The organism is Leptothrix discophora (genome assembly GCF_030705305.1).
GTDB lineage: Bacteria > Pseudomonadota > Gammaproteobacteria > Burkholderiales > Burkholderiaceae_C > Sphaerotilus > Sphaerotilus discophorus.
Genome location: NZ_JAUZEE010000001.1, coordinates 530518 through 555045, shown reverse-complemented (window position 1 = coordinate 555045; position 24528 = coordinate 530518). Strand labels below are relative to the sequence as shown.

The 24528-nt window shown below is 70.0% G+C and carries 20 protein-coding genes; 11 read left to right on the top strand and 9 right to left on the bottom strand.

Annotated elements, in window-relative coordinates:
- Window positions 1-4 precede the first annotated feature (4 nt).
- Window positions 5-730, bottom strand: a complete 726-nt coding sequence (locus Q8X39_RS02470; RefSeq protein ID WP_305748036.1) for a YebC/PmpR family DNA-binding transcriptional regulator — start codon at window positions 728-730, stop codon at window positions 5-7.
- A 147-nt stretch (window positions 731-877) separates the two neighbouring features.
- Between Q8X39_RS02470 and Q8X39_RS02465 the strand changes: the two genes are divergently transcribed.
- The 4 genes from Q8X39_RS02465 to Q8X39_RS02450 all read left to right on the top strand — a co-directional run bounded on the left by Q8X39_RS02465 (window position 878) and on the right by Q8X39_RS02450 (window position 6940).
- On the top strand, window positions 878-2473 hold the full coding sequence (locus Q8X39_RS02465) for a helicase HerA-like domain-containing protein (RefSeq protein WP_305748035.1): 1596 nt from the start codon (window positions 878-880) through the stop codon (window positions 2471-2473).
- Window positions 2474-2516: 43 nt separating this feature from the next.
- The gene (locus tag Q8X39_RS02460) at window positions 2517-3002 is read left to right on the top strand and encodes a DUF1499 domain-containing protein (protein ID WP_305748034.1); all 486 of its coding nucleotides are present in this window, start codon (window positions 2517-2519) and stop codon (window positions 3000-3002) included.
- 90 nt (window positions 3003-3092) lie between these two features.
- On the top strand, window positions 3093-4907 hold the full coding sequence (locus Q8X39_RS02455) for a glutamine--tRNA ligase/YqeY domain fusion protein (protein ID WP_305748033.1): 1815 nt from the start codon (window positions 3093-3095) through the stop codon (window positions 4905-4907).
- Window positions 4908-4936: 29 nt separating this feature from the next.
- Window positions 4937-6940 carry a peptidase U32 family protein gene (locus tag Q8X39_RS02450; RefSeq protein ID WP_407067957.1) on the top strand — a complete coding sequence of 668 codons (2004 nt, stop codon included), beginning with the start codon at window positions 4937-4939 and terminating at the stop codon, window positions 6938-6940.
- 70 nt (window positions 6941-7010) lie between these two features.
- Here the strand turns inward: Q8X39_RS02450 and Q8X39_RS02445 are convergent, their stop codons facing one another.
- From Q8X39_RS02445 to Q8X39_RS02430, 4 genes are all read right to left on the bottom strand, one after another.
- Window positions 7011-10088: an efflux RND transporter permease subunit gene (locus tag Q8X39_RS02445; protein ID WP_305748031.1), complete on the bottom strand. Its 3078-nt coding sequence runs from the start codon at window positions 10086-10088 to the stop codon at window positions 7011-7013.
- A 35-nt stretch (window positions 10089-10123) separates the two neighbouring features.
- The gene (locus Q8X39_RS02440; protein WP_305748030.1) at window positions 10124-11422 is read right to left on the bottom strand and encodes an efflux RND transporter periplasmic adaptor subunit; all 1299 of its coding nucleotides are present in this window, start codon (window positions 11420-11422) and stop codon (window positions 10124-10126) included.
- Window positions 11423-11584: 162 nt separating this feature from the next.
- Window positions 11585-12025 carry a ribonuclease HI gene (rnhA, locus tag Q8X39_RS02435; protein WP_305748263.1) on the bottom strand — a complete coding sequence of 147 codons (441 nt, stop codon included), beginning with the start codon at window positions 12023-12025 and terminating at the stop codon, window positions 11585-11587.
- Between the two features lie 169 nt (window positions 12026-12194).
- Window positions 12195-13043, bottom strand: a complete 849-nt coding sequence (locus Q8X39_RS02430) for a class I SAM-dependent methyltransferase (RefSeq protein ID WP_305748029.1) — start codon at window positions 13041-13043, stop codon at window positions 12195-12197.
- Here Q8X39_RS02430 and gloB point away from each other — a divergent pair.
- Both gloB and Q8X39_RS02420 read left to right on the top strand, forming a co-directional pair.
- Window positions 13042-13824 (top strand): hydroxyacylglutathione hydrolase, encoded by a 783-nt coding sequence (gene gloB / locus Q8X39_RS02425; RefSeq protein WP_305748028.1) that lies wholly within the window; start codon window positions 13042-13044, stop codon window positions 13822-13824. The genes Q8X39_RS02430 and gloB overlap by 2 nt on opposite strands.
- Before the next feature lie 131 nt (window positions 13825-13955).
- A complete protein-coding gene (locus tag Q8X39_RS02420; RefSeq protein ID WP_305748262.1) occupies window positions 13956-15569 on the top strand; it encodes a transglycosylase SLT domain-containing protein in 1614 nt (537 codons plus the stop codon).
- A gap of 36 nt (window positions 15570-15605) precedes the next feature.
- Here the strand turns inward: Q8X39_RS02420 and recR are convergent, their stop codons facing one another.
- The 3 genes from recR to dnaX form a co-directional block, all read right to left on the bottom strand.
- Window positions 15606-16217: a recombination mediator RecR gene (recR, locus tag Q8X39_RS02415; protein ID WP_305748027.1), complete on the bottom strand. Its 612-nt coding sequence runs from the start codon at window positions 16215-16217 to the stop codon at window positions 15606-15608.
- 58 nt (window positions 16218-16275) lie between these two features.
- Window positions 16276-16602 carry a YbaB/EbfC family nucleoid-associated protein gene (locus Q8X39_RS02410; RefSeq protein WP_305748026.1) on the bottom strand — a complete coding sequence of 109 codons (327 nt, stop codon included), beginning with the start codon at window positions 16600-16602 and terminating at the stop codon, window positions 16276-16278.
- Between the two features lie 96 nt (window positions 16603-16698).
- The gene (dnaX, locus tag Q8X39_RS02405) at window positions 16699-18699 is read right to left on the bottom strand and encodes a DNA polymerase III subunit gamma/tau (protein ID WP_305748025.1); all 2001 of its coding nucleotides are present in this window, start codon (window positions 18697-18699) and stop codon (window positions 16699-16701) included.
- Window positions 18700-18784: 85 nt separating this feature from the next.
- Between dnaX and Q8X39_RS02400 the strand changes: the two genes are divergently transcribed.
- The 3 genes from Q8X39_RS02400 to Q8X39_RS02390 all read left to right on the top strand — a co-directional run bounded on the left by Q8X39_RS02400 (window position 18785) and on the right by Q8X39_RS02390 (window position 21565).
- On the top strand, window positions 18785-19936 hold the full coding sequence (locus Q8X39_RS02400; protein ID WP_305748024.1) for an AIR synthase-related protein: 1152 nt from the start codon (window positions 18785-18787) through the stop codon (window positions 19934-19936).
- A gap of 76 nt (window positions 19937-20012) precedes the next feature.
- Window positions 20013-20795 (top strand): leucyl/phenylalanyl-tRNA--protein transferase, encoded by a 783-nt coding sequence (gene aat, locus Q8X39_RS02395; protein WP_407067956.1) that lies wholly within the window; start codon window positions 20013-20015, stop codon window positions 20793-20795.
- The gene (locus Q8X39_RS02390) at window positions 20792-21565 is read left to right on the top strand and encodes an arginyltransferase (RefSeq protein ID WP_305748023.1); all 774 of its coding nucleotides are present in this window, start codon (window positions 20792-20794) and stop codon (window positions 21563-21565) included. Before aat ends, Q8X39_RS02390 begins: the two co-directional genes overlap by 4 nt.
- A gap of 6 nt (window positions 21566-21571) precedes the next feature.
- Here the strand turns inward: Q8X39_RS02390 and Q8X39_RS02385 are convergent, their stop codons facing one another.
- Complete coding sequence (locus Q8X39_RS02385; protein ID WP_305748022.1) at window positions 21572-21964, bottom strand: cupin domain-containing protein; 393 nt, start codon at window positions 21962-21964, stop codon at window positions 21572-21574.
- A 140-nt stretch (window positions 21965-22104) separates the two neighbouring features.
- Here Q8X39_RS02385 and Q8X39_RS02380 point away from each other — a divergent pair, with 140 nt between their 5' ends.
- Complete coding sequence (locus tag Q8X39_RS02380; RefSeq protein WP_305748021.1) at window positions 22105-22884, top strand: SDR family oxidoreductase; 780 nt, start codon at window positions 22105-22107, stop codon at window positions 22882-22884.
- Between the two features lie 383 nt (window positions 22885-23267).
- Complete coding sequence (locus Q8X39_RS02375; RefSeq protein ID WP_305748020.1) at window positions 23268-24524, top strand: CmpA/NrtA family ABC transporter substrate-binding protein; 1257 nt, start codon at window positions 23268-23270, stop codon at window positions 24522-24524.
- The last annotated feature ends 4 nt before the right edge of the window (window positions 24525-24528 follow it).

Sequence of the window (24528 nt, the reverse complement as noted above, 5' to 3'; positions counted from 1 at the left end):
ACGCTCAAGCGTCGATCTCGGCGTTGTGGAAGACGTCCTGGACGTCGTCGAGGTCCTCGATGACGTCGAGCAGCTTCTGCATGCGCGCGGCATCGTCGCCGCTCAGCGCGATGGTGTTCTCGGCACGCCAGGTGACCTCGGCGATCTCGGCCTTCAGGCCGGCCGCTTCCAGGGCTTCCTTGACCGCCTCGAACGAGGCCGGCGGGGTCAGGACCTCGATGGCACCGTCGTCATCGCGGATGACGTCGTCGGCACCGGCTTCCAGCGCCACTTCCATGACCTGGTCCTCGGACGTGCCGGGTGCGTACACCAGCTGGCCGCAGTGCTTGAACTGGAACGCCACCGAGCCTTCGGTGCCCAGGTTGCCGCCGTACTTGCTGAAGGCATGCCGGACCTCGGCGACGGTGCGCACGCGGTTGTCGGTCATGGTGTCGACGATGATGGCCGCGCCGCCGATGCCGTAGCCCTCGTAGCGGATCTCCTCGTAGGTCACGCCTTCGAGCGAGCCGGTCGCCTTGTCGATGTTGCGCTTGACCGTGTCGGCGGGCATGTTGGCCGCCTTGGCCTTCTCGACCGCCAGCCGCAGCCGCGGGTTGGCGGTGATGTCGCCACCACCCTGGCGGGCGGCGACCATGATCTCGCGGATCACGCGGGTCCAGACCTTGCCGCGCTTCTCGTCCTGGCGGCCTTTGCGATGCTGGATGTTGGCCCACTTGGAATGACCGGCCATGGATGCTCCTGAATGCGTCGTCGGATGGGCGCCGGCAGCGGAACGCGGCTGGCGGGACCGCTCCCTCGCAGAGCCGGTGCCCCGGGTTTCTTCGATAGACTGCCATTCTACTTTTGGCCCTGAGCCTCACCCTCCGGAGACCCATCGATGGCCGACCCGATCCTGCTCGCCCAGCATGGCGAGATCCGCTGCGAACTGCTGCCCGCGCTGGCCAACCGCCACGGCCTCATCACCGGCGCCACCGGCACCGGCAAGACCATCACGCTGCAGAAGCTGGCCGAGAGCCTCTCGGCGATCGGCGTGCCGGTCTTCATGGCCGACGTGAAGGGCGACCTCACCGGCATCAGCCAGAAGGGCGGCGACAACGCCAAGCTGCTGAAGGTGCTGGCCGAACGCGGCCTGGACACACCGGAATGGTCGGCCTGCCCGACGACGTTGTGGGACGTCTTCGGCAAGCAGGGCCACCCGGTGCGCGCCACCGTCTCGGACATGGGCCCGCTGCTGCTGGCGCGCATGCTCAACCTCAACGAGACCCAGCAGGGCGTGCTGTCGCTGGCCTTCAAGATCGCCGATGACAACGGCCTGCTGCTGCTGGACCTGAAGGACCTGCGCGCGATGCTGCAGCACGTCGGCGAGAACGCGGCGACCTTCACCACCGAGTACGGCAACATCAGCGCGGCCTCGGTCGGCGCGATCCAGCGCGGACTGATGCAGATCGACGAACAGGGCGGCGACCAGTTCTTCGGCGAGCCGATGCTGGCGATCGACGACTTCATGCAGACGGTCGATGGCAAGGGCGTCGTCAACATCCTCGCGGCCGACCAGCTCATGGCCTCGCCCCGGCTGTACGCGACCTTCCTGCTGTGGATGCTGTCCGAGCTGTTCGAGACCCTGCCCGAGGTCGGTGACCTCGACAAGCCCAAGCTGGTCTTCTTCTTCGACGAGGCCCACCTGCTCTTCAAGGATGCCCCGGCCGCACTGGTCGAGCGCATCGAGCTGGTCGTGCGCCTGGTGCGCTCCAAGGGCGTCGGCGTCTACTTCGTGACCCAGAACCCGCTGGACATCCCGGACGCCGTGCTGGGCCAGCTCGGCAACCGGGTCCAGCACGCGCTGCGGGCCTTCACGCCGCGGGACCAGAAGGCGGTGAAGTCGGCCGCCGAGACCATGCGCGCCAACCCCGGCCTGGACATCTCCACCGCGATCACCGAGCTCGGCGTCGGCGAGGCGCTGGTCAGCCTGCTCGACGAGAAGGGTCGACCGGGCGTCACCCAGCGCGTCTTCATGCTGCCGCCAGCCAGCCGCGTCGGGCCGATCGACGCGGCCCAGCGGCAGGCGCTGCTGGACGGCTCGCTGGTGGCGGGCGTCTACGAGAAGACGGTCGACCGGGAGTCGGCCTACGAGATCCTCAAGGGCCGCGCCAACACCAGCGTGGACACGGCGGCTGCACGACAGGCCTCGACCGCCAGCCCGCAAGCCGGAGGTGGCATGCCACAGGCCGGTGGCACCGCGCCGCAGGACGGCAGCGGCGGCGGTGGCGGCGACATCGCATCGGCCGTCATGGGCGGCCTGGGCAGCCTGCTGTTCGGCAGCACCGGCCCGCGTGGCGGCCAGCGCGACGGCATCGCGCAGACGCTGGTCAAGTCCGCCGTGCGACAGGTCGGCTCCAGCGTCGGCCGCGAGATCGTGCGTGGCGTGCTCGGCTCGCTGCTGGGCGGCTCGACCAGCACGCGCCGGCGTCGCTGAAGTCGGCGACGCTGAAGTTGGCATCGCTGAAGCCGTCGCCACGATGGCCCTGCTGCTGCGCCTCGTCCTCGCCATGCTGGCCCTGGCCGGCCTGGTGCTGGTGGCCGCCCGGCTGGGCGCCTTCAGCGGCCGGCCGCCGACCGACCTGGGCGTGCGCGAGGGCAGGCTCAAGCCGCCGTCGAACACGCCCAACAGCGTCAGCAGCCAGGCCGATCTCTACCCCGATCACCCGCAGCGGGCCCATGCCCGCATCGATCCCTATTCGCTGCGCGGCAGTCCGGCGGCGGCGATGGCCGGCTGGGCCGCGCGGATCGCCGCGCAGCCCGGCGCACGCGTGGTCGAGCAGCGTGACGACTACCTGCGCGCCGAGTTCACGACGCCGTGGATGCGCTATGTCGACGACCTCGAACTGTGGGCCGACCCGGCCGCAGGCGTGATCCACGTGCGCTCAGCCTCCCGGCTGGGCCACGGCGACCTCGGCTTGAACCGCCGCCGCGTCGAGGCCCTGCGCACAGGGTCGCAGCCCTAAAATCGACGGATCCGTTCGCGCCACGAAGCGCCCTCGCCCGCCCCTGGCGCGGGGCCTGGCCGCGAACCCCCAACCAGACCCAAAGCCCGCATGAGCGCACCCTTCAGCGACGCCGCCTCGGCCGCCGTCAAGCCCGCCAACTTCCTGCGCACGATCATCGAGCGCGACCTTGAGGCCGGCACCTACGCCCAGCGCCACTTCGCCGGCACGCCCGGTGACGCGGCCCACCATGCCGCCGGCCCGCTGGACGCAGCGCGCGTGCGCACCCGTTTCCCGCCCGAGCCGAACGGCTACCTGCACATTGGCCATGCCAAGAGCATCTGCCTGAACTTCGGCCTGGCGCGCGACTACGGTGGCGTCTGCCACATGCGCTTCGACGACACCAACCCGGAGAAGGAAGAGCAGGAATACGTCGACGGCATCCTCGACGCGGTGCGCTGGCTCGGCTTCGGCTGGGACGCGGCCGATCCGGCCTCGCCGGACCAGACCCGCAGCCACCTCTACTACGCCAGCCGCTACTTCGACTTCATGTACCGCGCGGCCGAGCACCTGATCGAGCGCGGCCTGGCCTACGTCGATGAGCAGACGCCCGAGGAGATGCGGCGCAACCGCGGCGACTTCACCACGCCCGGCACCGACAGCCCCTACCGCAGTCGCAGCCCGGCCGACAACCTGGCCCGCTTCCGCGAGATGCGCGAGGGCCGCCATGCCGACGGCGCGATGGTGCTGCGCGCGAAGATCGACATGGCCTCGCCCAACATCAACCTGCGCGACCCGGCCCTCTACCGCATCAAGCACGCCGAGCACCACGCCACCGGCAACGCCTGGTGCATCTACCCGATGTACACCTTCGCGCATCCGATCGAGGACGCGCTGGAGCAGATCACGCACTCGATCTGCACGCTGGAGTTCGAGGACCAGCGGCCCTTCTACGACTGGCTGCTCGAACGCCTGGCCGAAGGCGGCCTGCTGGCCCAGCCGCTGCCGAAGCAGTACGAGTTCGCGCGGCTGAACATGACCTACATCATCACCAGCAAGCGCAAGCTCAAGCAGCTGGTCGACGAGGGCCATGTGAGCGGCTGGGATGACCCGCGCATGCCCACCATCGTCGGCCTGCGCCGGCGCGGCTACACGCCCGAAAGCCTGCAGCTGCTGGCCGAGCGCACCGGCGCGAGCAAGGCCAACAGCTGGATCGACTACAGCTGGCTGGACATCGCGCTGCGCGACGACCTCGAAGGCAAGGCCGCGCGTGCCATGGCCGTGATCGATCCGGTCAAGCTGGTGCTGACGAACTGGGCCGAGGTCTTCGGCAGCGACGATCACACCGAGGCCTGCAGCGCCCCGGCGCACCCGCAGCGCCCCGAACTCGGCCAGCGCCAGTTCGGCCTGGGCCGCGAGGTCTGGATCGAGCGCGACGACTATGCCGAGCAGCCGCCCAAGGGCTTCTTCCGCCTCTTCCCCGGCAACAAGGTGCGCCTCAAGTACGGCTATGTGATCGAGTGCACCGGCGCCGAGCGCGATGCCGACGGCCAGGTCAGCGCCGTGCTCGCCCGCGTCGTGCCCGACACCAAGAGCGGCACGCCGGGTGCCGACAGCGTCAAGGTGAAGGGCGTCATCACCTGGGTCGGCGTCCACGACGGCGTGGCTGCCGAGCTGCGGCTGTACGACCGCCTGTTCAGCGACCCGCAGCCCGATGCCGGCGGCAAGAACTTCCTGGAAGCCCTGAACCCGGCGAGCTGCCGCGTGACCACCGGCTACCTCGAACCTTCGCTGCGCGACCTGGCGGCGGACCAGCGCTTCCAGTTCGAGCGCCACGGCTACTTCGTCACCGACCGCCTCGACCACCGCGCCGAGAGTCCGGTGATCAACCGCATCACCGGACTCAAGGACGGCTGGACCAAGTGAAGCCAACGACCGCACCGCGCGGGGCCGCGATCCGCACCCGCACCCACGAGCTGGAGCTGCTCGCGCCGGCCCGCGACGCCGACATCGGCATCGAGGCCGTCAACCACGGCGCGGATGCGGTCTACATCGGCGGGCCGGACTTCGGTGCGCGCCACAACGCCGGCAACAGCGTGGCCGACATCGCCCGGCTGGTGGCCCATGCGCACCGCTACCACGCGCGCATCTTCGTCACGCTCAACACCATCCTGCGCGACGACGAGCTGGAACCGGCACGCCGGCTGATCCACCAGTTGCACGATGCCGGCGTGGACGCGCTGATCGTGCAGGACATGGGCCTGCTGGAACTGGACCTGCCGCCGATCCAGCTGCATGCGAGCACGCAGACCGACATCCGCACGGTCGAGAAGGCGCGCTTCCTGCAGCACGTCGGCTTCTCGCAGATGGTGCTGGCGCGCGAGCTGGACCTGGGCCAGATCCGCGCCATCGCCGACCAGGTGCCGCGCGCGACGCTGGAATTCTTCGTGCACGGCGCGCTGTGCGTGGCCTACAGCGGCCAGTGCTACGTGAGCCACGCCCACAACGGCCGCAGTGCCAACCGCGGTGACTGCTCCCAGGCCTGTCGCCTGCCCTACACCGTGACCGACACGCAGGGCCGCATCGTCGCGCATGAGCAGCACGTGCTGTCGATGAAGGACAACAACCAGAGCGCCAACCTGGCAGCACTGGTCGATGCCGGCATCCGCAGCTTCAAGATCGAGGGCCGCTACAAGGACCTCGGCTACGTCAAGAACATCACGGCGCACTACCGCCAGCTGCTCGATGCGCTGCTGGCGCAGCGGCACGAGCTGGCCCGCACCTCGCACGGCCATTGCCGCTACACCTTCACGCCCGACCCGGACCGCAACTTCAACCGCGGCTCGACCGACTACTTCGTCAACGGCCGGCAGATGGACATCGGCGCCTTCGACACGCCCAAGCATGCCGGGCTACCGCTGGGCTGGGTCACCCGGGTCGGCAAGGACCATCTCGAGGTCCAGCTCGACGAGGGCGTCAGCCCGCTCAACAACAACGACGCCCTGACCTACCAGGACCTGCAGGGCGAACTGGTCGGATTGCCGATCAACACGGCCGAATCGACCGATGCGGCGCGGCGCGTGTGGCGCGTCGTTCCCAAGGACCCGCTGCCGTCCTACAAGGACCTGCGCCGCGACGTGGCGCTGCGGCGCAACCGCGACATGGCCTGGGACCGCCTGCTGGACAAGCCTTCGGCCGAGCGTCGCATCGGCCTGTGGATGACGCTTGCCGACCGCGACCACGGACTGGCCCTGACGCTGACCGACGAGGCCGGCCACGAGGCCGTCGCCACGCTGGCGGTCGAACGCCAGCCACCGCGCGACCTGGCACGGGCCGAATCGGTGCTGCGCGAGCAACTGGGCAAGCTCGGCGCGACGATCTATGCCGCGCACCAGATCCGCATCGCCTGCGCGCAACCCTGGTTCGTGCCGGCCAGCGCGCTCAACGCGCTGCGCCGCGCGGCGGTCGAGGCGCTCGACGCCGTCCGCCTGGCCGCCCTGCAGCCGCTGCCGCGCGATGCCGCGGTCGAGCCGCCCGCGCCCTATCCCGACGACACGCTGAGCTACCTGGCCAACGTCTACAACCAGAAGGCGCACGACTTCTACGCCCGCCACGGCGTGCGGGTGATCGATGCGGCCTACGAAAGCCACGAGGAACTCGGCGAGGCCAGCCTGATGATCACCAAGCACTGCGTGCGCTGGTCACTGAGCCTGTGCCCGAAGCAGGCCAAGGGCATCCAGGGCGTGCAGGGCACGGTGCGGGCCGAGCCGATGACGATCCGCCACGGCGACGAGGTGCTGACGCTGCGCTTCGACTGCAAGCCCTGCGAGATGCACGTCGTCGGCCGCATGAAGCCCAACGTGCTGAGCCAGGCCCGCCGCGAGGAGGGCCAGCGCCTGGCCGAAGGCGTGCCGATGACCTTCTACAGGACCCGTCCGGCGGGCTCACCGGCCCGCTGAGCCGACATCCCCTGCAGCACGGACGGCGCACCCCCGGGTGCGCCGTCCTGTTTCCGGGCCGTGGCGTCGCTCAGTGCGCGGCCGCAGGCAGCTCGGTCGACTCCGGCGTGGTCTTCTCGCCGGGCACCGCCTTGCGCGCCAGCAGCGTGTAGACCGTCGGCACGACGAACAGCGTCAGCAGCGTGCCCACCGTCATGCCGCCGACGATGACCCAGCCGATCTGCTGTCGGCTCTCGGCGCCGGCGCCCTTGGCCAGGGCCAACGGCAGCGCACCCAGCACCATCGCGCCGGTGGTCATCAGGATGGGACGCAGGCGCAGCGTGGCCGCTTCCAGCGTGGCCTCGACGACCGCCTTGCCCTGCTGGCGCAGCTGGTTGCTGAACTCCACGATCAGGATGCCGTGCTTGGTGATCAGGCCGACCAGCGTGATCAGGCCGATCTGCGAATAGACGTTCAGCGTGCCGCCGCTCCACTGCAGCGCGGCCAGCGCACCGACCATCGACAGCGGCACCGCCAGCATGATGATGAAGGGATCGATGAAGCTCTCGAACTGTGCCGACAGCACCAGGAAGATGAACAGCAGCGCGAGCACGAAGACCAGGCCGAGCGCACCGCTGGAGGCTCGGAACTCGCGGCTCACGCCGTTCAGTTCGGTCGTGTAGCCAGGCGGCAGGATCTTGCGCGCGGTCTCGTCCATGAAGGTCAGCGCCTCGCCGAGCGAATAGCCGGGCGCGAGGTTGGCCGTGATCGAGACCGATCGGCGCTGGTTGAAGTGGTTCAGTTCACGCGGGCTGACCGACTCGCGCACCTTGACCAGCGACGACAGCGGCACCATCGCGTCGTTGCGACCACGCACGAACAGGCGCTCGATGTCCTCCGGCGTGGTGCGGCCGGTGGCGCTGGTCTGCACCAGCACGTCGAACTGGTCGGCGTCGCGCTTGTAGCGGGTCACCGCCCGGCCGCCGAGCATGGTCTCGACCGTGCGCGCCACCTGATCCACCGACACGCCGGCATCGGCCGCGCGGTCGCGGTCGACTTCCATCAGGATCTCCGGCTTGTTGAGTCGAAGGTCGCTGTCGGGCTGGACGATGCCGGGGTTCTTGCCCATCTCGGCCAGGATCTGCTGGCTCACGCGCGACAGGTTGGCGTAGCTGTCGTTGGTCACGACGACGAAGTTGACCGAACGCTCGCGGAAGCCCTGGCCCAGGCTGGGCGGCGTGATCGGGAAGGCCGTGACGCCGGGCAGGCTGGCGAACTGCGGCTGCAGCGCACGCGCGATCTCCTGGGTCGTGCGGTTGCGCTCGGACCAGTCGACGGTGCGCAGGATCGCGGTGGCCTGCGCCACCGTCGGGTTGCCGGTGATGACGAAGTTGCGGTCCAGCTCGGGGTATTGCTCGGCGATGCGCTCGATCGCGCGGGCATAGCGGCCGGTGTAGGCCAGCGTCGATCCGTCCGGGGCGCTGATGTTGGTGATGATCACGCCGCGGTCCTCCATCGGCGCGAGCTCGCTCTTGGCGTTCTTGAACAGCCACCAGCTGCCACCGGCCGAGGCGACCATGACCAGCATCACGATCCAGCGCTGGTGCAGCACGAAGCGCAGCGCGCCGGCATAGCCCCGGGTCAGGCGGTCCAGGCCGGCCTCGATCACGCGGTCGAACACGTTGGGCTTGGGCTCGTGGCGCAGCAGCACGCTGCACATCATCGGCGTCAGCGTCAGCGCGACGAAGCCCGAGACGATCACCGCGCCGGCCAGCGTCAGCGCGAACTCCACGAACAGCCGGCCGGTGCGGCCAGGCGTGAAGGCCAGCGGGGCGTAGACGGCCGCCAGCGTCATCGTCATCGCCACCACCGCGAAGCCGATCTCCTTGGCGCCCTTCAGTGCCGCCTGGAACGGTGCCAGGCCCTCCTCGACGTGGCGGAAGATGTTCTCCAGCACGACGATCGCGTCGTCCACCACCAGGCCGATGGCCAGCACCAGCGACAGCAGCGTCAAGGTGTTGATCGTGAAGCCGGCCGAGGCCATCAGCGCGAAGGCGCCGATCAGGCTGACCGGGATCGTGACCAGCGGGATCACGGCCGCACGCAGGTGGCGCAGGAAGACGAACACCACCAGCGCGACCAGCACCACCGCCTCGGCGATGGTGCGATAGACCGAATCGACGGAACGGTCGATGAACACGGCGTTGTCGTTGGCCACCAGGACCTTGAGGTCGGCCGGCAGGTCCTGCTGCAGGCGCGGCATCATGGCCCGCACGGCGGCCGAGACCTCGAGCGGGTTGGCCGTCGCCTGGCGCACCACGCCGGTCGATATCGCGAGCTGTCCGTTCAGCCGCACGATCGAACGCTCGCTGGCCGGTCCCTGCTCGATGCGGGCGACGTCACGCAGCCGCACGGTGTAGCCGTTGACCGCCTTGAGCGCGACCTCGCCGAACTGGGCCTCGGTGTTGAGGTCGGTGCGCGAGGTCACGTTGAACTCGCGCTGGCGGCTCTCGATGCGCCCGGCCGGCACCTCCAGGTTCTGGCGCCGCAGCGCGTCCTCGACGTCCTGCGTGGTCAGGCGGTAGGCGGCCAGTCGGTCCGGGTCGAGCCAGATCCGCATCGCGTAGGTGCGGTCGCCGTTGATCTGCACGTCGGCCACGCCGGGCACGGTCTGCAGGCGCGGCTTGACGACGCGGTTGATCACGTCGGTCATCTGCAGCGCGGTCAGCGTCTCGCTGCTGAAGGCCAGGAAGATGGTCGGCGTGGCGTCGGCCTCGACCTTGGCGATGACCGGCTCGTCGATGGCGTCGGGCAACCGGCCGCGCACCCGCGAGACCCGGTCGCGCACGTCGGCGGCCGCGTCATCGGGGTTCTTCTCGAGCTTGAAGCGCACCGTGATCTGGCTTTGCTCCGCACGCGAGATCGAGGTCACGATGTCGACGCCGTCGATCCCCGCGATCGAGTCCTCCAGCGGCTTGCTGACCTGCGACTCGATCACCTCGGCCGACGCGCCGGTGAGCTTGGTCCGGACGGTGACGACCGGCTCATCGATGCGCGGGTACTCGCGCACCTGCAGCCGGCTGTACGAGACCACGCCGACGAGGATCAGCATCAGCGACATCACGGTCGCGAAAACGGGGCGGCGGATCGAGATTTCGGACAGACGCATGGCGCGCTCCTGCGTGGTGGGGCTGCGAAGCCGTCTCAGGGAACCTTGGCGACCTCAGCCGCGACGTTGCCGCTGGCGGCCTTGCCGGCCGCGCCCGAGGCCGCGCCGGATGCCGCTCCGGATGCCGCGCCGGCCGCACCCCGCGCGCCACCCGGCCTGGACAGGTCGACCAGGCGCACCGGCGCCGGCGCATCACCACGGCCCAGCCGCGACTGCCCGGCGGTCACGACCGAGTCGCCGGGCTGCACGTCGCCCTTGATCTCGACGATGCCGGGCAGGCGCATGCCAATCTGAACCTCGACGCGACGGGCCTGCTGGCCCTTCTCGGCGGGCTCGACCTTGAAGACGAACTGCTTGTTGCCTTGCGGCACGAGCGCTTCCTCGGGCACGACGATCGCCTTCTCGCGCACGGCCATCACGGTGCGCACGCGCGCGAACATGCCGGACTTGAGGACCTGGCCCGGGTTTGCGAGCCGGGCCCGCACCAGCAGCGCGCGTCCGTTGGCGTCGACCTGGGCATCGACGACCTCGACCTGGCCCTTGAAGGTCTGGTCAGGCAGCGCGTCGAACTCGGCCTCGATCGCGGCACCGGCCCGGAGCCTGCCCAGCACGCGCTCGGGCAGGCGGAAGTCCAGGAGCATGCGGCTGGTGTCCTCCAGGCCGACGATGTCGGCGCCGTCCTTGAGGTAGTCGCCGACGTTCACCAGCCGGATGCCGGTCACCGCATCGAAGGGCGCCAGGATGCGCATGCGGCCGACCTGGGCCTCGGCCAGCTTGACCTGGGCCTCGGCCACCGCGAGGCTGGCGGCGGCCTGGTCGACCGCGCTGGGGCTGAGGAAATTCTGCGCCGCCAGGTCCCGGCTGCGCTGCAGGTTGGTGGCCGCGATGCCCGACTGGGCCTTGGCCTGGGCCAGCTGGGCCTGCTGCAGGCTGTCGTCGAGCTGCACCATCAGCTCGCCGCGGCGCACGCGCTGGCCATCGCGGAAGTTCAGGGCGACGATGCGACCGGCCACCTCCGGACGCAAGGTGACGCTCTGGTTCGAACGCATGCTGCCGACCGCGTGGACCTCGTCCTCGAGCCGGCGCTGCTCGACCTTGGCGACCTCGACCGGCGCCGGCCCGCCTTCGCCGCGTCGGCCAGCAGATCCGCCGGCTGATCCGCCGGCCCCCCCGGCCGCGCTGCTGCTGGCTCCGCCTCCAGCGGACGATGCGCCTGCGGCGCTCGCATCGGCACTGTTCGAGCCCGTTGCGCCGCCACGGTTCTGGACCCAGTAGGCGGCTCCGAGCAAGACGACCAGGCCGGCGATGGCGAGAGCTTTTTGCGTGATCTTCACGGGCGTGGATCCTGATGGGAATCGGTGGCGGCCGCGGTCGGTCCGTCGGCGCACGAGGGATGGATTGTCACGGGCACGCATGACGCGCCGCACCGGGGCTTGCACGACATCTGCAACATGGCCCGTCTCGCAGGCGCCACGAACAGACGCAGGCGACCGGCGTCAGCTGCGCCGGGCGCTGTCAACGCCGCGGTTGGCCAGCGCGTCGGCGCGTTCGTTGCCCGGATCGCCGTTGTGGCCGCGCACCCAGCGCCATTCGACGCGGTGCAGCGCGGCCAGGCCGTCCAGTCGCTTCCACAGGTCGACGTTCTTCACCGGCTTGCGGTCCGAGGTCAACCAGCCGCGCGACTTCCAGCCATGGATCCAGGTGGTGATGCCGTTCTTCACGTACTCGCTGTCGGTGTAGACGGTGATGCGGCAGGTGCGCTTGAGGCTGGCCAGCGCCTCGATCACGGCGGTCAGCTCCATGCGGTTGTTGGTCGTGCCGGCCTCGCCGCCCCACAGTTCCTTCTCGTGACCGCCGCTGACCAGCCAGGCACCCCAGCCACCCGGCCCGGGATTGCCCTTGCAGGCACCGTCGGTGTAGACGACGACCTCCGGCAGGGCGATGGCGGGTGCGGCCGGTCGGGTCGCGGTGGACGTGTCGGGGGACGGTGAAGTCTGCGAAGAAGGTGAAGTGGACATCTCGGGCGTCGTCAGCAAGCAGGCCCGCGAGTATCGGTCGAGCCGATCGAGCCGATCGGGCGCCGGCCCGGTTGCCGCGCCGGTCGATTCAGCAGCGGCCGTTGCCCGCCCCACCGTGGCGCGAGGCCACGGCAGCCGGCGCGGTCTGGCTTGCGGTCTGGCTGGCGGCCTTGCGCTTCCAGGCCTTGCCGACCAGCCGCATCGCCCGCACCCGCTTGACCGCCACCATCACGTAGGCCGAGCCCAGCACCGGCCACCAGCGCGCACCGGCCTGGTCGAGCCAGGCGGTGCGCTCCAGCCAGGTCGAACTGGCCAGCGGCGGTCGCCAGCAGCCGAACTGGCCGCCTTCGTGCTCGAAGCCGAGCAGGCGCAGCCAGTCGCGCAGCCGACGCCAGCCGATCAGCTCGGTGCCGCCGGGCACCGACGGCTGCATCCAGCCCACACGCGCGGCCACGTCGGTGCCGGCCTTGTAGGCGCCCCACAGGCTGGCCGGGTTGAAGCCCAGGATGATCACGCGGCCTTCGGGCATCAACACCCGCTCGACCTCGCGCAAGGTCTCGTGCGGGTCGGCCGCCAGTTCGAGCGTGTGCGGCAGCACGACCAGGTCCAGGCTGTTGCTCGGGAAGGGCAGCGCGTCGTATTCGGCCAGCACCGACAACGGCAGCGGGCTCGGTGGGAAGATCGCGGTCTCGTCGACCGGCTCGGGCGCCCGTGCGGCCAGCCCGAGGTCGCCGCTGCCGTCGGTCACCAGCCAGCGGTGCGACATCCGGTTGCAGCGCAGGCCCTGCAGGGCCGGCCAGCCCAGCTGCACCGCGTGATAGCCAAAGAGGTTGCTGACCAGCAGGTCCAGGCGGGCCTGCTCCCAGGCCACCAGGTAGCGCCCCGGCGGGGTCGTCAGCCAATGGTCAATCCCTATAATCGAGGACTCTTTTGCCATGAATCTGGTCGCGCTACCCGCCTTCGACGACAACTACATCTGGATGCTCCACGACGGCCATCAGGCCCTCGTGGTCGACCCGGGTGATGCCGAGCCGGTGCGAGCTGCGCTCGAGCGGCACAGCCTCGAACTCGCGGCGATTCTAGTGACGCACCACCACGGCGATCACGTCGGCGGCGTCTGCGCCTTGCTGGCCTCGAACCCGGCTCCGGTGTGGGGACCGGCCAGGGAGTCCCTCCCGGTCGAGGTCACCCGTGTGAGCGACGGCGACCTCGTTCGCATCGACGCACTCGGCGGCCTGGCCATCGATGTCATCGACGTGCCCGGCCACACCGCCGGCCATGTCGCCTACGTGGTGCCAGCCCGCGACGGCCAGCCGCCCATCCTGTTCTGCGGCGACACCCTGTTCTCGGCCGGCTGCGGCCGGCTGTTCGAGGGCACGCCCGCGCAGATGCACGCCTCGCTCGGCCGGCTGGCCGCCCTGCCCAGCGACACGCGGGTCTGCTGCGCCCATGAATACACCCTGGCGAATCTGCGCTTCGCGCGCGCGGTCGAGCCCGACAACCCGGCGATCCAGGCCCACCAGTCCCGCTGCGAGTCCCTGCGCGATGAACGTGTCCCCACGCTGCCCAGCCACATCGCGCTGGAACGCCAGATCAATCCCTACCTGCGCTGCGACCAGCCGCAGGTGATGGCCAGCGCCGCCACACGCGGCGCCAACCCGGCCGACCCGGTCTCCGTCCTGGCGACGATCCGGGCCTGGAAGAACGAATTCCGATGACCACAGCCCTCCACGTGAACACGACACGCCCTGCCGCCAGGCGGCCCGCGACCGGAACCCTGCTGCTCACCACACTCGCCGCCGCGCTGCTGGGCGCGTGCGCCGGCCCCGTCCCGGTGCCCGACAGCGACATGCCGCCGCCGCCACCGCAGCTGACCACCCTGTCGAGCCGCGCACCGGCGTCGCGCGAAGGTCCCCTGGCGCCGGTACCGGGCCTGCCCGAGGTGGTTCGTCCGGTGGCGGCAGCGGCCTCGGCCGTGCCGGCTGCAAACCCGCAGGTCGCCAGGAACGACAAGGACGTCGAAGTCGGCGTGCTGGCCGGTCCTGCCGGTGCCGCGAACGCGTTGCCGGCCGAGCCCGAGACGGGTGCCGATGCAGCGGGCCAGCCGATCGACGACATCGACCCTCAGCTCGTCGTCGACCAGGACCTGCTGCGTCAGGACCTCTGGCAACGGGTGCGCGACGGCTACGGCATTCCCGACCTGGCCGGATCGATGGCTGGCCTCGTCGCCGAGCACGAGCGCTGGTATGCCGCGCGACCGGACTACGTCGAGCGCATGACCACACGCGGCGGCCGCTACCTCTTCCACATCGTGCAGGAGGTCCAGCGCCGCAACATGCCCACCGAACTGGCCCTGCTGCCGTTCATCGAGAGCGCCTTCAACCCACAGGCCATGTCGACCGCCAAGGCCTCTGGCATGTGGCAGTTCATCCCCTCGACCGGGCGTGACTTCGACCTGACGCAGAACGCCTTCCGCGACGACCGACGTGACGTGCTGGCCTCGACCCGTGCCGCGCTCGACTACCTCGGTCGCCTGAAGGCCGAGTTCAACGACTGGCAGCTCGCGCTGGCGGCCTACAACTGGGGCGAGGGCAACGTGCGGCGCGCGATCGCCCGCAACCGCAAGGCCGGCCTGCCGACCGACTACGCCAGCCTGCGCATGCCGGCCGAGACACGCCACTACGTGCCCAAGCTGCAGGCGGTCAAGAACATCGTTCTGCAGCCGCAAGCCTACGGACTCACGCTCCCGGTACTGGAAAACCACCCCTACTTCATGGGCGTGCCGATCCGCCGCGACATCGATGTCGCGCTGGCCGCCCTGCTGGCCGACATGCCGATCGACGACTTCAAGGCGCTGAACCCGTCGATGAACAAGCCGGTGATCCTGGCTGCCGGCACGCCCCAGATCCTGCTGCCCTACGACAACGCCGAAGGCTTCAAGCGCCGCCTCGACGCCCACGTGGGCCCGCTTGCGAGCTGGACCGCCTGGGTCGTGCCGAGCACGATGAAGCCGGCCGATGCCGCGCGCCGCGTCGGCGTCGCCGAGGCCACGCTGCGCGATGTCAACCGCATCCCGCCGCGCATGCTGGTCAAGGCCGGCTCGACCCTGCTGGTGCCGCGCCACGCGCAGCGCGAGGCCGACGTGCCCGAGCATGTCGCCGACAACGCGCACATGGCGCTGGCACCCGACCGTCCGGCCTTGCGCAAGGTCGCGATCCAGGCCCGCAAGGGCGACACGGTGTCGACACTCGCGCAGCGCCATCGCGTCAGCGCGGCGCAGCTGGCGCAATGGAACCGCATCACCGAGAAATCGCGCCTGAGTGCCGGCCAGCAACTCGTGATCTGGAAGCCGGAAGCCACCGGCAAGCCACAGCGTGCCGGCAAACCCGCGACCGCAGCACGCAAGAAGGCGACGGCGAGCCAGCGCAGCCCCAGCCTGCGGCTGGCCAACGCACGCCCCTGACGCGGCATCGACGCCCGATCGCCGGGCGTGCCGCCCTCAGCGGCGTTCGCTCAAGGCGTGCGCGATGGTGCCGAGGTCGACGTACTCGAGTTCGCTGCCGACAGGAACGCCCCGCGCCAGCCGGGTGACCCGCACGCCGCGTGGCTTGAGCGCCTCGGCGATCACGTGGGCGGTGACCTCGCCTTCGGCGTTGAAGTTGGTCGCGACGATCACTTCCTCGACCGGCACGCCCTCGCGGTCCCAGACGCGATCGATCAGCTCGGGCAGGCCGATGGCCTGGGCCCCGATGCCGTCCAGCGGACTGAGCCGGCCCATCAGCACGAAGTACAGGCCCCGGTAACTGCCGGTGCGCTCCAGCGCGGCCTGGTCCGCCGGTGTCTCGACGACGCAGAGCTGGCGGGCATCGCGGGCCGGGTCCAGGCAGGTCAGGCAGACCGGCTGTTCGGTGAACGTGTGGCAGCGCGCGCAGTGGCGCACCTGCGAGACCGCCGTCTGCAGCGCATGGGCCAGCTGCTGCGCGGCCGGGCGGTCGTGCTGCAGCAGGTGATAGGCCATGCGCTGGGCCGACTTGGCGCCGACGCCGGGCAGGTGCTTGAGCGCCTCGACCAGCGCACCCAGCGCATCGACGGGATGACCGGACGGGCTCATGCGATGAGCCCGCGCCGCAGCGCCCTTGCCGTCATCCCGATCCTGCCGGACATCGCGATCAGAACGGGAACTTCATGCCCGGGGGCAGCGGCATGCCGGCGGTCAGCTTGCCCATCTTGTCCTGGCTGACCGTCTCGGCGCGGCGCACCGCGTCGTTGAAGGCGGCGGCGACCAGGTCCTCGAGCATGTCCTTGTCATCGGCCAACAGGCTGGGGTCGATGGCCACGCGCTTGACGTCGTGCTTGCAGGTCATCACGACCTTGACGAGGCCGGCGCCGGACTGGCCCTCGACCTCGACCAGCGCGAGCTCGTCCTGGGCCTTCTTGAGGTTGTCCTGCATGGCCTGGGCCTGCTTCATCAGGCCGGCGAGTTGTCCTTTGAGCATGGTTGCTTCCTCTTGGGGGTCTTGTGGATCGGTGTCGGAAATGACGGGGAAAAGGGTGAATCGCGCAACCGCCGCCGGTCGGCCCGGCCCGTGCGTTCAACGCGGCCGGATCGAGCCCGGCACGATGCGCGCCGACGGGAAGCTCGCCAGCAGCTGGCGCACCACCGGATCGGCGTGGATCAGGTCCTCGGCCGCCGCCTGGCGCAAGGCCCTGGCAGCGGTGTCGCGGCGAGCGGCGCTGTCGACGGCGACGCCGGCATCGACCTCGAGCCGCTGGGGCCGGTCCAGCAGCGCCGTCAGCGCGGCTTGGAGCCGCTCGCGGTGGCTGGCCTGGCGCAACGATTCGCGCTCGACCTTCAGTCGCCAGACGGTCTGGCCGTCGACCTCGTCGCAGCCGATGCATTCGGCCTGCCAGGCCAGCTCGCGAACCAGGCCGGCGACGCTGCCACGCTCGAACAGGGCCTCGATGGCCTGCATCCAGCGGTCCTGCTGCGGCGTGCGGATGTCGGTGAGGCGGGCCACGCGGGACATGTCCGATGCGGCCGTGTCGCTCGGTGCGCTGTCCTCGTCCGAGGGCCTTGCGGCCCGCGCGGACGGCACAGCCATGGTCGCGGGTTCGACCTCGTCAACCTCGTCGCGGACCCAGCTGGGCTCGTCGGTCGCAGGGGCTTCTGGCGAAGGGTCGGCGGCCAACGTTGCCTGCTGCAACCGCGCCTCCGGGGCTTCCGCTGCAGAGTGGTTTGCGGGCTTCGCTGCCGCGCGCTCAAGCACCTCAACCGCCTCAATCACATCGACCACATCGACCGCCGCCACGGCCTGATCGGCCCAGGGCGGCGCCTCCACCGCAGGCGGGACCGACGCCGGTGCCACGGGCGCCGCGCGGAACCCGCTCGACGGGCGCAGCAGACCGCGTTGCGGCGCAGCGGCCGGGGCCGGCCTAGTTGCGGCGGGAACGATGGCCGGTGCCGTGGCGGGCAGCGTCACGCCCGGGCCACGACCCTGGGGGCGAAAGGCCAGCAGGCGCAGCAGGACCATGGTCAGGCCGCTGTACTCGTCCGGCGCCAGCGCCAGTTCGGCACGTCCGTGCAGCGCGATGCTGTAGAGCAGTTGCAGCTCGTCGGCCGACAGCAGCGGCACCAGGGCCTGCAGCGTGGCGGCCTCGGGATCGGCCGGGTCCAGCGCCTGCGGCACCGCCAGGATCACCGCCAGGCGCTGCGCCAGGTCGCAGAGTTCCTCCAGCAGGCCAGCCGCCGAGAGGCCCAGGCCGCGCAGACGCTCGACCGCGTCGACCAATCCGGCGCCATCGGCGGCACCCAGCGCCTCGACGATGCGCACGGCATGCGTGCGGTCGACGGCGCCGAGCATCTGGCGCACCGCCGCCTCGGCCAGCTCGCCGCCGGCATAGGCGATGGCCTGGTCGGTCAGCGACAAGGCGTCGCGCATGGAGCCGTGCGCCGCACGGGCGATCAGCCGCAGCGCGGTTTCCTCGAACGGCACCTGTTCGGCACCGAGGACCGCCTGCAGGTGCTCGGCCACCGTCTCGCCGGCCATGGGCCGCAGGTTGAACTGCAGGCAACGGCTCAGCACGGTGACCGGCACCTTCTGCGGGTCGGTCGTGGCCAGCACGAACTTGAGATATTCGGGCGGCTCCTCCAGCGTCTTCAGCATCGCGTTGAAGGCGGTCGTCGAGAGCATATGCACCTCGTCGATCATGTACACCTTGTAGCGGCCGACGACCGGCTTGTAGACGGCCTGGTCGAGCAGCTGGCTGATCTCGTCGACGCCGCGGTTGGAGGCCGCGTCCAGTTCCACGTAGTCGACGTGCCGGCCGGCATCGATGTCGCGGCAGGCGCTGCACACGCCGCAGGGCGTGGCGGTGATGCCGCCGTTGCCGTCCGTTCCGGTGCAGTTCAGGCTCTTGGCGAGGATGCGCGAGACCGTGGTCTTGCCCACGCCACGCGTCCCGGTGAAGAGGTAGGCATGGTGCAGCCGCTGCTGCGTCAGCGCGTTGGTGAGGGCCTGGACGACATGGCCCTGGCCGACCATCTCCGAGAAGGTGCGTGGACGGTACTTGCGGGCCAGGACGACGTAGGACATGGGCGGCGATTCTAGGGGCCTCGCCCCTGGCCGGCCGACGCGTCATGAAGCCCGACGGAGGCTGGCTGGCCGATAATCCCGCCCCATGAATTCCGCACCGACGAACGGCCACGCCGACGCCTCCCAGTCCTCGAACCCGACCACGCTGAGCTACGACCAGGCCGGCGTCAACTACGACCTGATCGACCCGCTCAAGATCGCTGCGCAGCGCGCGGCGGCCTCCACCGCGAGCCAGCTCGCGCACCACGGCTTCAGCGAGATCCTGGCCTCGCGCGGCGAATCGGCCTACGTGGTCGACGTCGGTCCGTTCTACCTCGCCTCGATCGTCGAGTGCCTGGGCACCAAGACCCTGGTGGCCGACGAGATGGCCCGCCTGACCGGCGTCAGCCGCTACGACGCGATCGCGCAGGACACCATCGCGATGGCGATCAACGACCTGATCACCGTTGGCGCGACGCCGCTGGTGGTGCAGGCCTACTGGGCCGCCGGCGGCTCGGACTGGTTCGGCGACGCCCAGCGCGCCCAGGCCCTGGTGGCCGGCTGGAAGAAGGCCTGCGAGGTCTGCCAGGTCGCCTGGGGCGGTGGCGAGACGCCCGCACTGGCCGGCATCGTCGAGAGTGGCCGGGTCGACCTGGCCGCGTCCTGCACCGGCCTGGTCAACCCGAAACAACGCCTGTCGCTGGGCGACCGGCTCGGCCCCGGCGACGCGATCGTGCTGCTGGCCTCCAGCGGCATCCATGCCAATGGCCTGAGCCTGGCGCGCAAGCTGGTCGAACGCCTGCCGCAGGGCTACCTGACCGAGGTCGCGCCCGGCCTGAGCTACGGCGACGCGCTGCTGGCCCCGACCACGCTCTATTCGCCCGTCACCGAGGCGCTCTGGAAGGCCGGCATCACGCCGCACTACTGCGCCAACGTCACCGGCCACGGCTGGCGCAAGCTGCTGCGCCACCCGGCCGAACTGAGCTACCGCATCCACACGCTGCCCAGCGTGCCGCCGGTGCTGAAGTTCATCCAGGAGCAGGCCCGCCAGGACGACCGCGAGGCCTACAGCACGCTCAACATGGGCGCCGGCTTCGCGCTCTACGTGGCCGCCGACGACGCCCAGCGCTGCGTCGAGATCTCGCGTGCCCAGGGCATCGAGGCCTGGGTGGCCGGCACGGTCGAGGCCGGCCCGAAGCGGCTCGACATCGAGCCGCTGGGCATCCGCTGGGGCGGTGAAGACCTGCAGCTGCGCTGATGGCGCCCGGTCCGATCGGTTCGCCGTGATCCCGTGGCTGCCTGATGACGAACCGGATGACGAACCGGACGACGACCTGGAAGGTGCCGGCCAGGCGCCGCTGATCTGGCCCTTCCCGCCGACCTCCGCCGCGCTCGGCCCGGACAGCGATGCACCCGGCCTGCTGTGCGCCGGCGGGCGGCTCGGCGTGGCGCGCCTGACGCTGGCCTATCGCCAGGGCATCTTCCCGTGGTACAGCGCCGGCCAGCCGGTGCTGTGGTGGACCACCGACCCGCGCATGGTCCTGCAGGTCGCCAACTTCCGCCTGCACCGCTCGCTGCGCAAGGCGTTGCAGCGCTTCCTGGTCACGCCGGGTTGCGAGATCCGCGTCGACAGCGCCTTCGAGCGCGTGATGCGCCACTGCAGCGCCACGCCGCGCGAGGGCCAGCAAGGCACCTGGATCGTCGACGAGGTGATCGACGCCTATGTCCGGATGCACCGCGCCGGTCGGGCCCATTCCTTCGAGACCTGGGTCGACGGCGAACTGGTGGGCGGCCTCTACGGCGTGAACATCGGCCGCATGTTCTACGGCGAATCGATGTTCGCGCACCGCACCGACGCCTCGAAGTTCGCGCTGGCCGCGCTGGTGGCTTTCTGTCGAGCCCACGGCATCGACTGGATCGACTGCCAGCAGGAGACCGCGCACCTCGCGTCGATGGGCGCATCGCCCCTGCCCCGCGCGCGGTTCGAGCGCCACCTGAGCGCGGTGGTGGACCTGCCAGCGCCGGAGTCTTGGTCCTATGATCCGGCGAACTGGTCGCGGCTCGACCTGCGCACCAGCCCCGCCGGCTTCATCACGTCTACCAACGACACCGCGTGACGCACCCGACCGACCTGCCCCTGGCCCAGCTGCAGTTCTACGCCACCGCGCCGTATCCCTGCAGCTACCTGAGCGACCGCATGGCCCGCTCGCAGGTCGCCACGCCGTCGCACCTGATCAATGCCGACACCTACTCGGGCCTGGTGGCGGCCGGCTTCCGGCGCAGCGGCATGTTCACCTACCGGCCCTATTGCGACGGCTGCCAGCGCTGCGTGCCGCTGCGCGTGCCGGTGGCCGACTTCGTGCCGCGCCGGGCCCAGCGCCGGGCCTGGAAGCAGCATGGCGACCTGGTCACGCGGGTGATGCGGCTGGGCTTCGTGCCGGAGCATTACGCGCTCTATCTGCGCTACCAGAACGAGCGCCATGCCGGCGGCGGCATGGACCAGGACTCGATCGACCAGTACACCCAGTTCCTGCTGCAGAGCCGCGTCAACTCGCGGCTGGTCGAGTTCCGCTTGCCACCGGCGGACGACAGCTCGCCCGGCGAGCTGAAGATGGTGTCCATCCTCGACGTGCTCAACGACGGCCTGTCGGCGGTCTACACCTTCTACGCGCCCGAGGACCATGCCAGCTACGGCACCTACAACGTGATGTGGCAGATCGCCCAGGCGCGTGAGCTGGGCCTGCCGCATGTCTACCTCGGCTACTGGATCGAGGCCAGCCGCAAGATGGCCTACAAGGCCCAGTTCAACCCCCACGAGCGGCTGGTCGACGGCCAGTGGCAACGACACGTCGGCATGGACGCCACGCCGATCGACCTGGCCGGCTGAGCGACGTCAGGCGCGCACGAACAGCGTGCGCAGCGGCAGCTGGCCGAGCTGGCGGCTCCAGTGGCCATGCACCTTCGGGTCGAAGGTGGCGCCCGCGGGCAGGACATCGGCCGAGTAGAAGTGGTCGCCAGGCAGGAAGACGCGCGAGCTGCCGTCCTGCAGACCGATCTCCATCGCCCCGCCGATCACGAACAGCCACTGCGGCTCGCCGGTGCAATGGAACTCGCTGCGGAAGCCGACCGGGCTCTCGCGCAGCTGGAAGCCGCCGCTGGCCATCAGCGCCGACAACCGCGCCTGCGGCTTGCCCTGGTCCAGCGGGATCGGCGCTTCTTCCCAGCGGGCGTAGCCGTCCGGGCCGGTCACGAGGCGGACCTGGGTGAAGTGGCGGGTGTCGGTCATGCGTGCTCCTGTGGCTGACCGCGCCGGGGCGCGGTCCGAAAACGGCGCGCACCTTAGCACGCACCACAGCGTGTGGACGGGCGCCAAAATGCGCCGCTCCGGCCCCTGGCCAACCACCTTCCCACCCGCCCCGACCGACCATGACCACGCCCCCTGCCCCCTCCCGCATCGCCCTCGTCACCGGCGCCGGTTCCGGCATCGGCAAGGCCTGCGCGCAAGCCCTGCTGCACGAAGGCTGGACCGTCGTGCATGCCGGGCGCACCGTCGCCAGCCTGGACGCCACCATCGCCCAGGCCGATGCCGCGCAGCCCGGTTGCGCCTCACGCGCCTGGGCCCATGCCGTCGATGTCGGCAACCAGGACTCGGTGAACGCGCTGTTCGAGGCCATCCGCGCCCGCCACGGCCGGCTCGACCTGCTGTTCAACAACGCCGGCATCTTTCCGCCCGGCGGCACCCCTGACCTGCTCGACGGCGCGGCCTGGCGGCGCTCGATCGACACCAACCTCAACGGCGCCTTCTACTGCCTGTCGGCCGCCTTCGCGCTGATGCGTGCCCAGTCGCCGCAGGGCGGACGGATCATCAACAACGGCTCGATCTCGGCCCATGCGCCGCGCCCGAACTCGATCGCCTACACGACCACCAAGCACGCCATCACCGGCCTGACCAAGTCGGCCGCGCTGGACGGCCGGGCCTTCGACATCGCGGTCGGCCAGATCGACATCGGCAACGTGGCCAGCGAGATGACCGAGCGCATGGCCGCCGGCATCCTGCAGGCCGACGGCAGCATCCGCCCGGAAGCGCGCATGGACATGTCGGCCGTGACCGAGACCTTCATGACGATGGCGCGCCTGCCGCTGTCGGCCAACGTGCTGTTCACGACCGTCATGGCGACCAAGATGCCCTTCGTCGGTCGCGGCTGACGCACGGCATCGGGTTTTCCCCATGCACCAAGCCCATGCGCCGATCGCGCCGGACTGGTGCAGAAGCGGTGCCGCGGCGCACCATGCGGCCGGCACCGTGCCGGTCCGCCCGACGCGCCAGACCGGCCCTCCCTCTGGATTTCTTCTGGATTTCTTCTGGGCTCCCTCTGAACTCCCTCTGAACGACCCCCGGTTTGCGCCCGGGGAGCGGCTGTTGCGCAGGCTGGCACGGCTCCTGCAATGACTGCATCAGGCCCCGGTGCAATGGCGCATCGAAGGCAACAGGCATCGGGCAAAGGCGTCCGACCGGCGACTCCCGCTTCCAGCGGCGGTCCGAGGTCGCGACGCCTTTCGTTTTTCCAGGCATTGATCGGAGATGGAACATGTTCAAGCGTGAGGCAACCATGAACGAAGGCCGCAGGCAGTTCATCAAGGAAACGGCGGCGGTCACCGCTTCCGTGGCAGCAGGCTCGGCCCTTTCGGCCGGCGCCTGGGCGGCAGGTTCCGACGCACCCGAGAAGAAGGAAGTCCGCATCGGCTTCATCCCGCTGACCGATTGCGCCTCGGTGGTGATGGCCTCGCTGATGAAGTTCGACGAGAAGTACGGCATCAAGATCATCCCGAGCAAGGAGTCGTCCTGGGCCGCCGTGCGTGACAAGCTCGTCAACGGCGAACTGGATGCCGCGCATGTGCTCTACGGCCTCGTCTACGGTGTTCACCTGGGCATCGGCGGACCGAAAAAGGACATGGCAGTGCTGATGACCCTGAACCACAACGGCCAGGCGATCACGCTGTCGAAGAAGCTGGCCGACAAGGGCGCGGTCGACGGCGCGGGCCTGGCCAAGGTGATGAAGGCCGAGCCGCGCGAGTACACCTTCGCGCAGACCTTCCCGACCGGCACCCACGCGATGTGGCTGTACTACTGGATGGCCGCCCACGGCATCAACCCGATGCAGGACGCCAAGGTCATCACCGTGCCGCCGCCGCAGATGGTCGCCAACATGCGCGTGGGCAACATGGACGGCTACTGCGTGGGCGAGCCCTGGAACCACCGGGCCATCGCCGACGGCATCGGCATCACCGCCGTGACGACCCAGGACATCTGGCGCGACCACCCCGAGAAGGTGCTCGGCACCACCGCCGAATTCGTCCAGAAGAACCCGAACACCGCCCGTGCGATGGTCATGGCCATCCTGGAGGCCGGCCGCTGGATCGACACCGGCCTGCAGAACAAGATGAAGATGGCCGAGGCGATCGCCGAGAAGTCCTTCGTCAACACCACCGTGGACGTGATCAACCAGCGCATCCTGGGCCGCTACCAGAACGGCCTGGGCAAGACCTGGGACGACCCGAACCACATGAAGTTCTTCAACGACGGCGCGGTCAACTACCCCTACCTGTCGGACGGCATGTGGTTCCTGACCCAGCACCGCCGCTGGGGCCTGCTCAAGACCGACGTCGACTACCTGGGCGTGGCCAAGGCGATCAACCAGACGGCGATCTACAAGGAAGCGGCCACCCAGCTGAAGATCAACCTGCCAAAAAGCGACATGCGCAGCAGCAAGATGATCGACGGCGTCACCTGGGACGGCAAGGACCCGGCCAAGTACGCCGGCAGCTTCAAGATCAAGGCCGCCTGAGCGG

What these genes read in the sequence shown, in the direction of transcription:
- Q8X39_RS02470 (WP_305748036.1), bottom strand. Translation starts at nt 730, where the DNA reads ATGGCCGGTCATTCCAAGTGGGCCAACATCCAGCATCGCAAAGGCCGC.
- Q8X39_RS02465 (WP_305748035.1), top strand. Translation starts at nt 878, where the DNA reads ATGGCCGACCCGATCCTGCTCGCCCAGCATGGCGAGATCCGCTGCGAA.
- Q8X39_RS02460 (WP_305748034.1), top strand. Translation starts at nt 2,517, where the DNA reads ATGGCCCTGCTGCTGCGCCTCGTCCTCGCCATGCTGGCCCTGGCCGGC.
- Q8X39_RS02455 (WP_305748033.1), top strand. Translation starts at nt 3,093, where the DNA reads ATGAGCGCACCCTTCAGCGACGCCGCCTCGGCCGCCGTCAAGCCCGCC.
- Q8X39_RS02445 (WP_305748031.1), bottom strand. Translation starts at nt 10,088, where the DNA reads ATGCGTCTGTCCGAAATCTCGATCCGCCGCCCCGTTTTCGCGACCGTG.
- gloB (WP_305748028.1), top strand. Translation starts at nt 13,042, where the DNA reads ATGAATCTGGTCGCGCTACCCGCCTTCGACGACAACTACATCTGGATG.
- Q8X39_RS02430 (WP_305748029.1), bottom strand. Translation starts at nt 13,043, where the DNA reads ATGGCAAAAGAGTCCTCGATTATAGGGATTGACCATTGGCTGACGACC.
- Q8X39_RS02420 (WP_305748262.1), top strand. Translation starts at nt 13,956, where the DNA reads ATGCCGCCGCCGCCACCGCAGCTGACCACCCTGTCGAGCCGCGCACCG.
- recR (WP_305748027.1), bottom strand. Translation starts at nt 16,217, where the DNA reads ATGAGCCCGTCCGGTCATCCCGTCGATGCGCTGGGTGCGCTGGTCGAG.
- Q8X39_RS02410 (WP_305748026.1), bottom strand. Translation starts at nt 16,602, where the DNA reads ATGCTCAAAGGACAACTCGCCGGCCTGATGAAGCAGGCCCAGGCCATG.
- dnaX (WP_305748025.1), bottom strand. Translation starts at nt 18,699, where the DNA reads ATGTCCTACGTCGTCCTGGCCCGCAAGTACCGTCCACGCACCTTCTCG.
- Q8X39_RS02400 (WP_305748024.1), top strand. Translation starts at nt 18,785, where the DNA reads ATGAATTCCGCACCGACGAACGGCCACGCCGACGCCTCCCAGTCCTCG.
- Q8X39_RS02385 (WP_305748022.1), bottom strand. Translation starts at nt 21,964, where the DNA reads ATGACCGACACCCGCCACTTCACCCAGGTCCGCCTCGTGACCGGCCCG.
- Q8X39_RS02380 (WP_305748021.1), top strand. Translation starts at nt 22,105, where the DNA reads ATGACCACGCCCCCTGCCCCCTCCCGCATCGCCCTCGTCACCGGCGCC.
- Q8X39_RS02375 (WP_305748020.1), top strand. Translation starts at nt 23,268, where the DNA reads ATGTTCAAGCGTGAGGCAACCATGAACGAAGGCCGCAGGCAGTTCATC.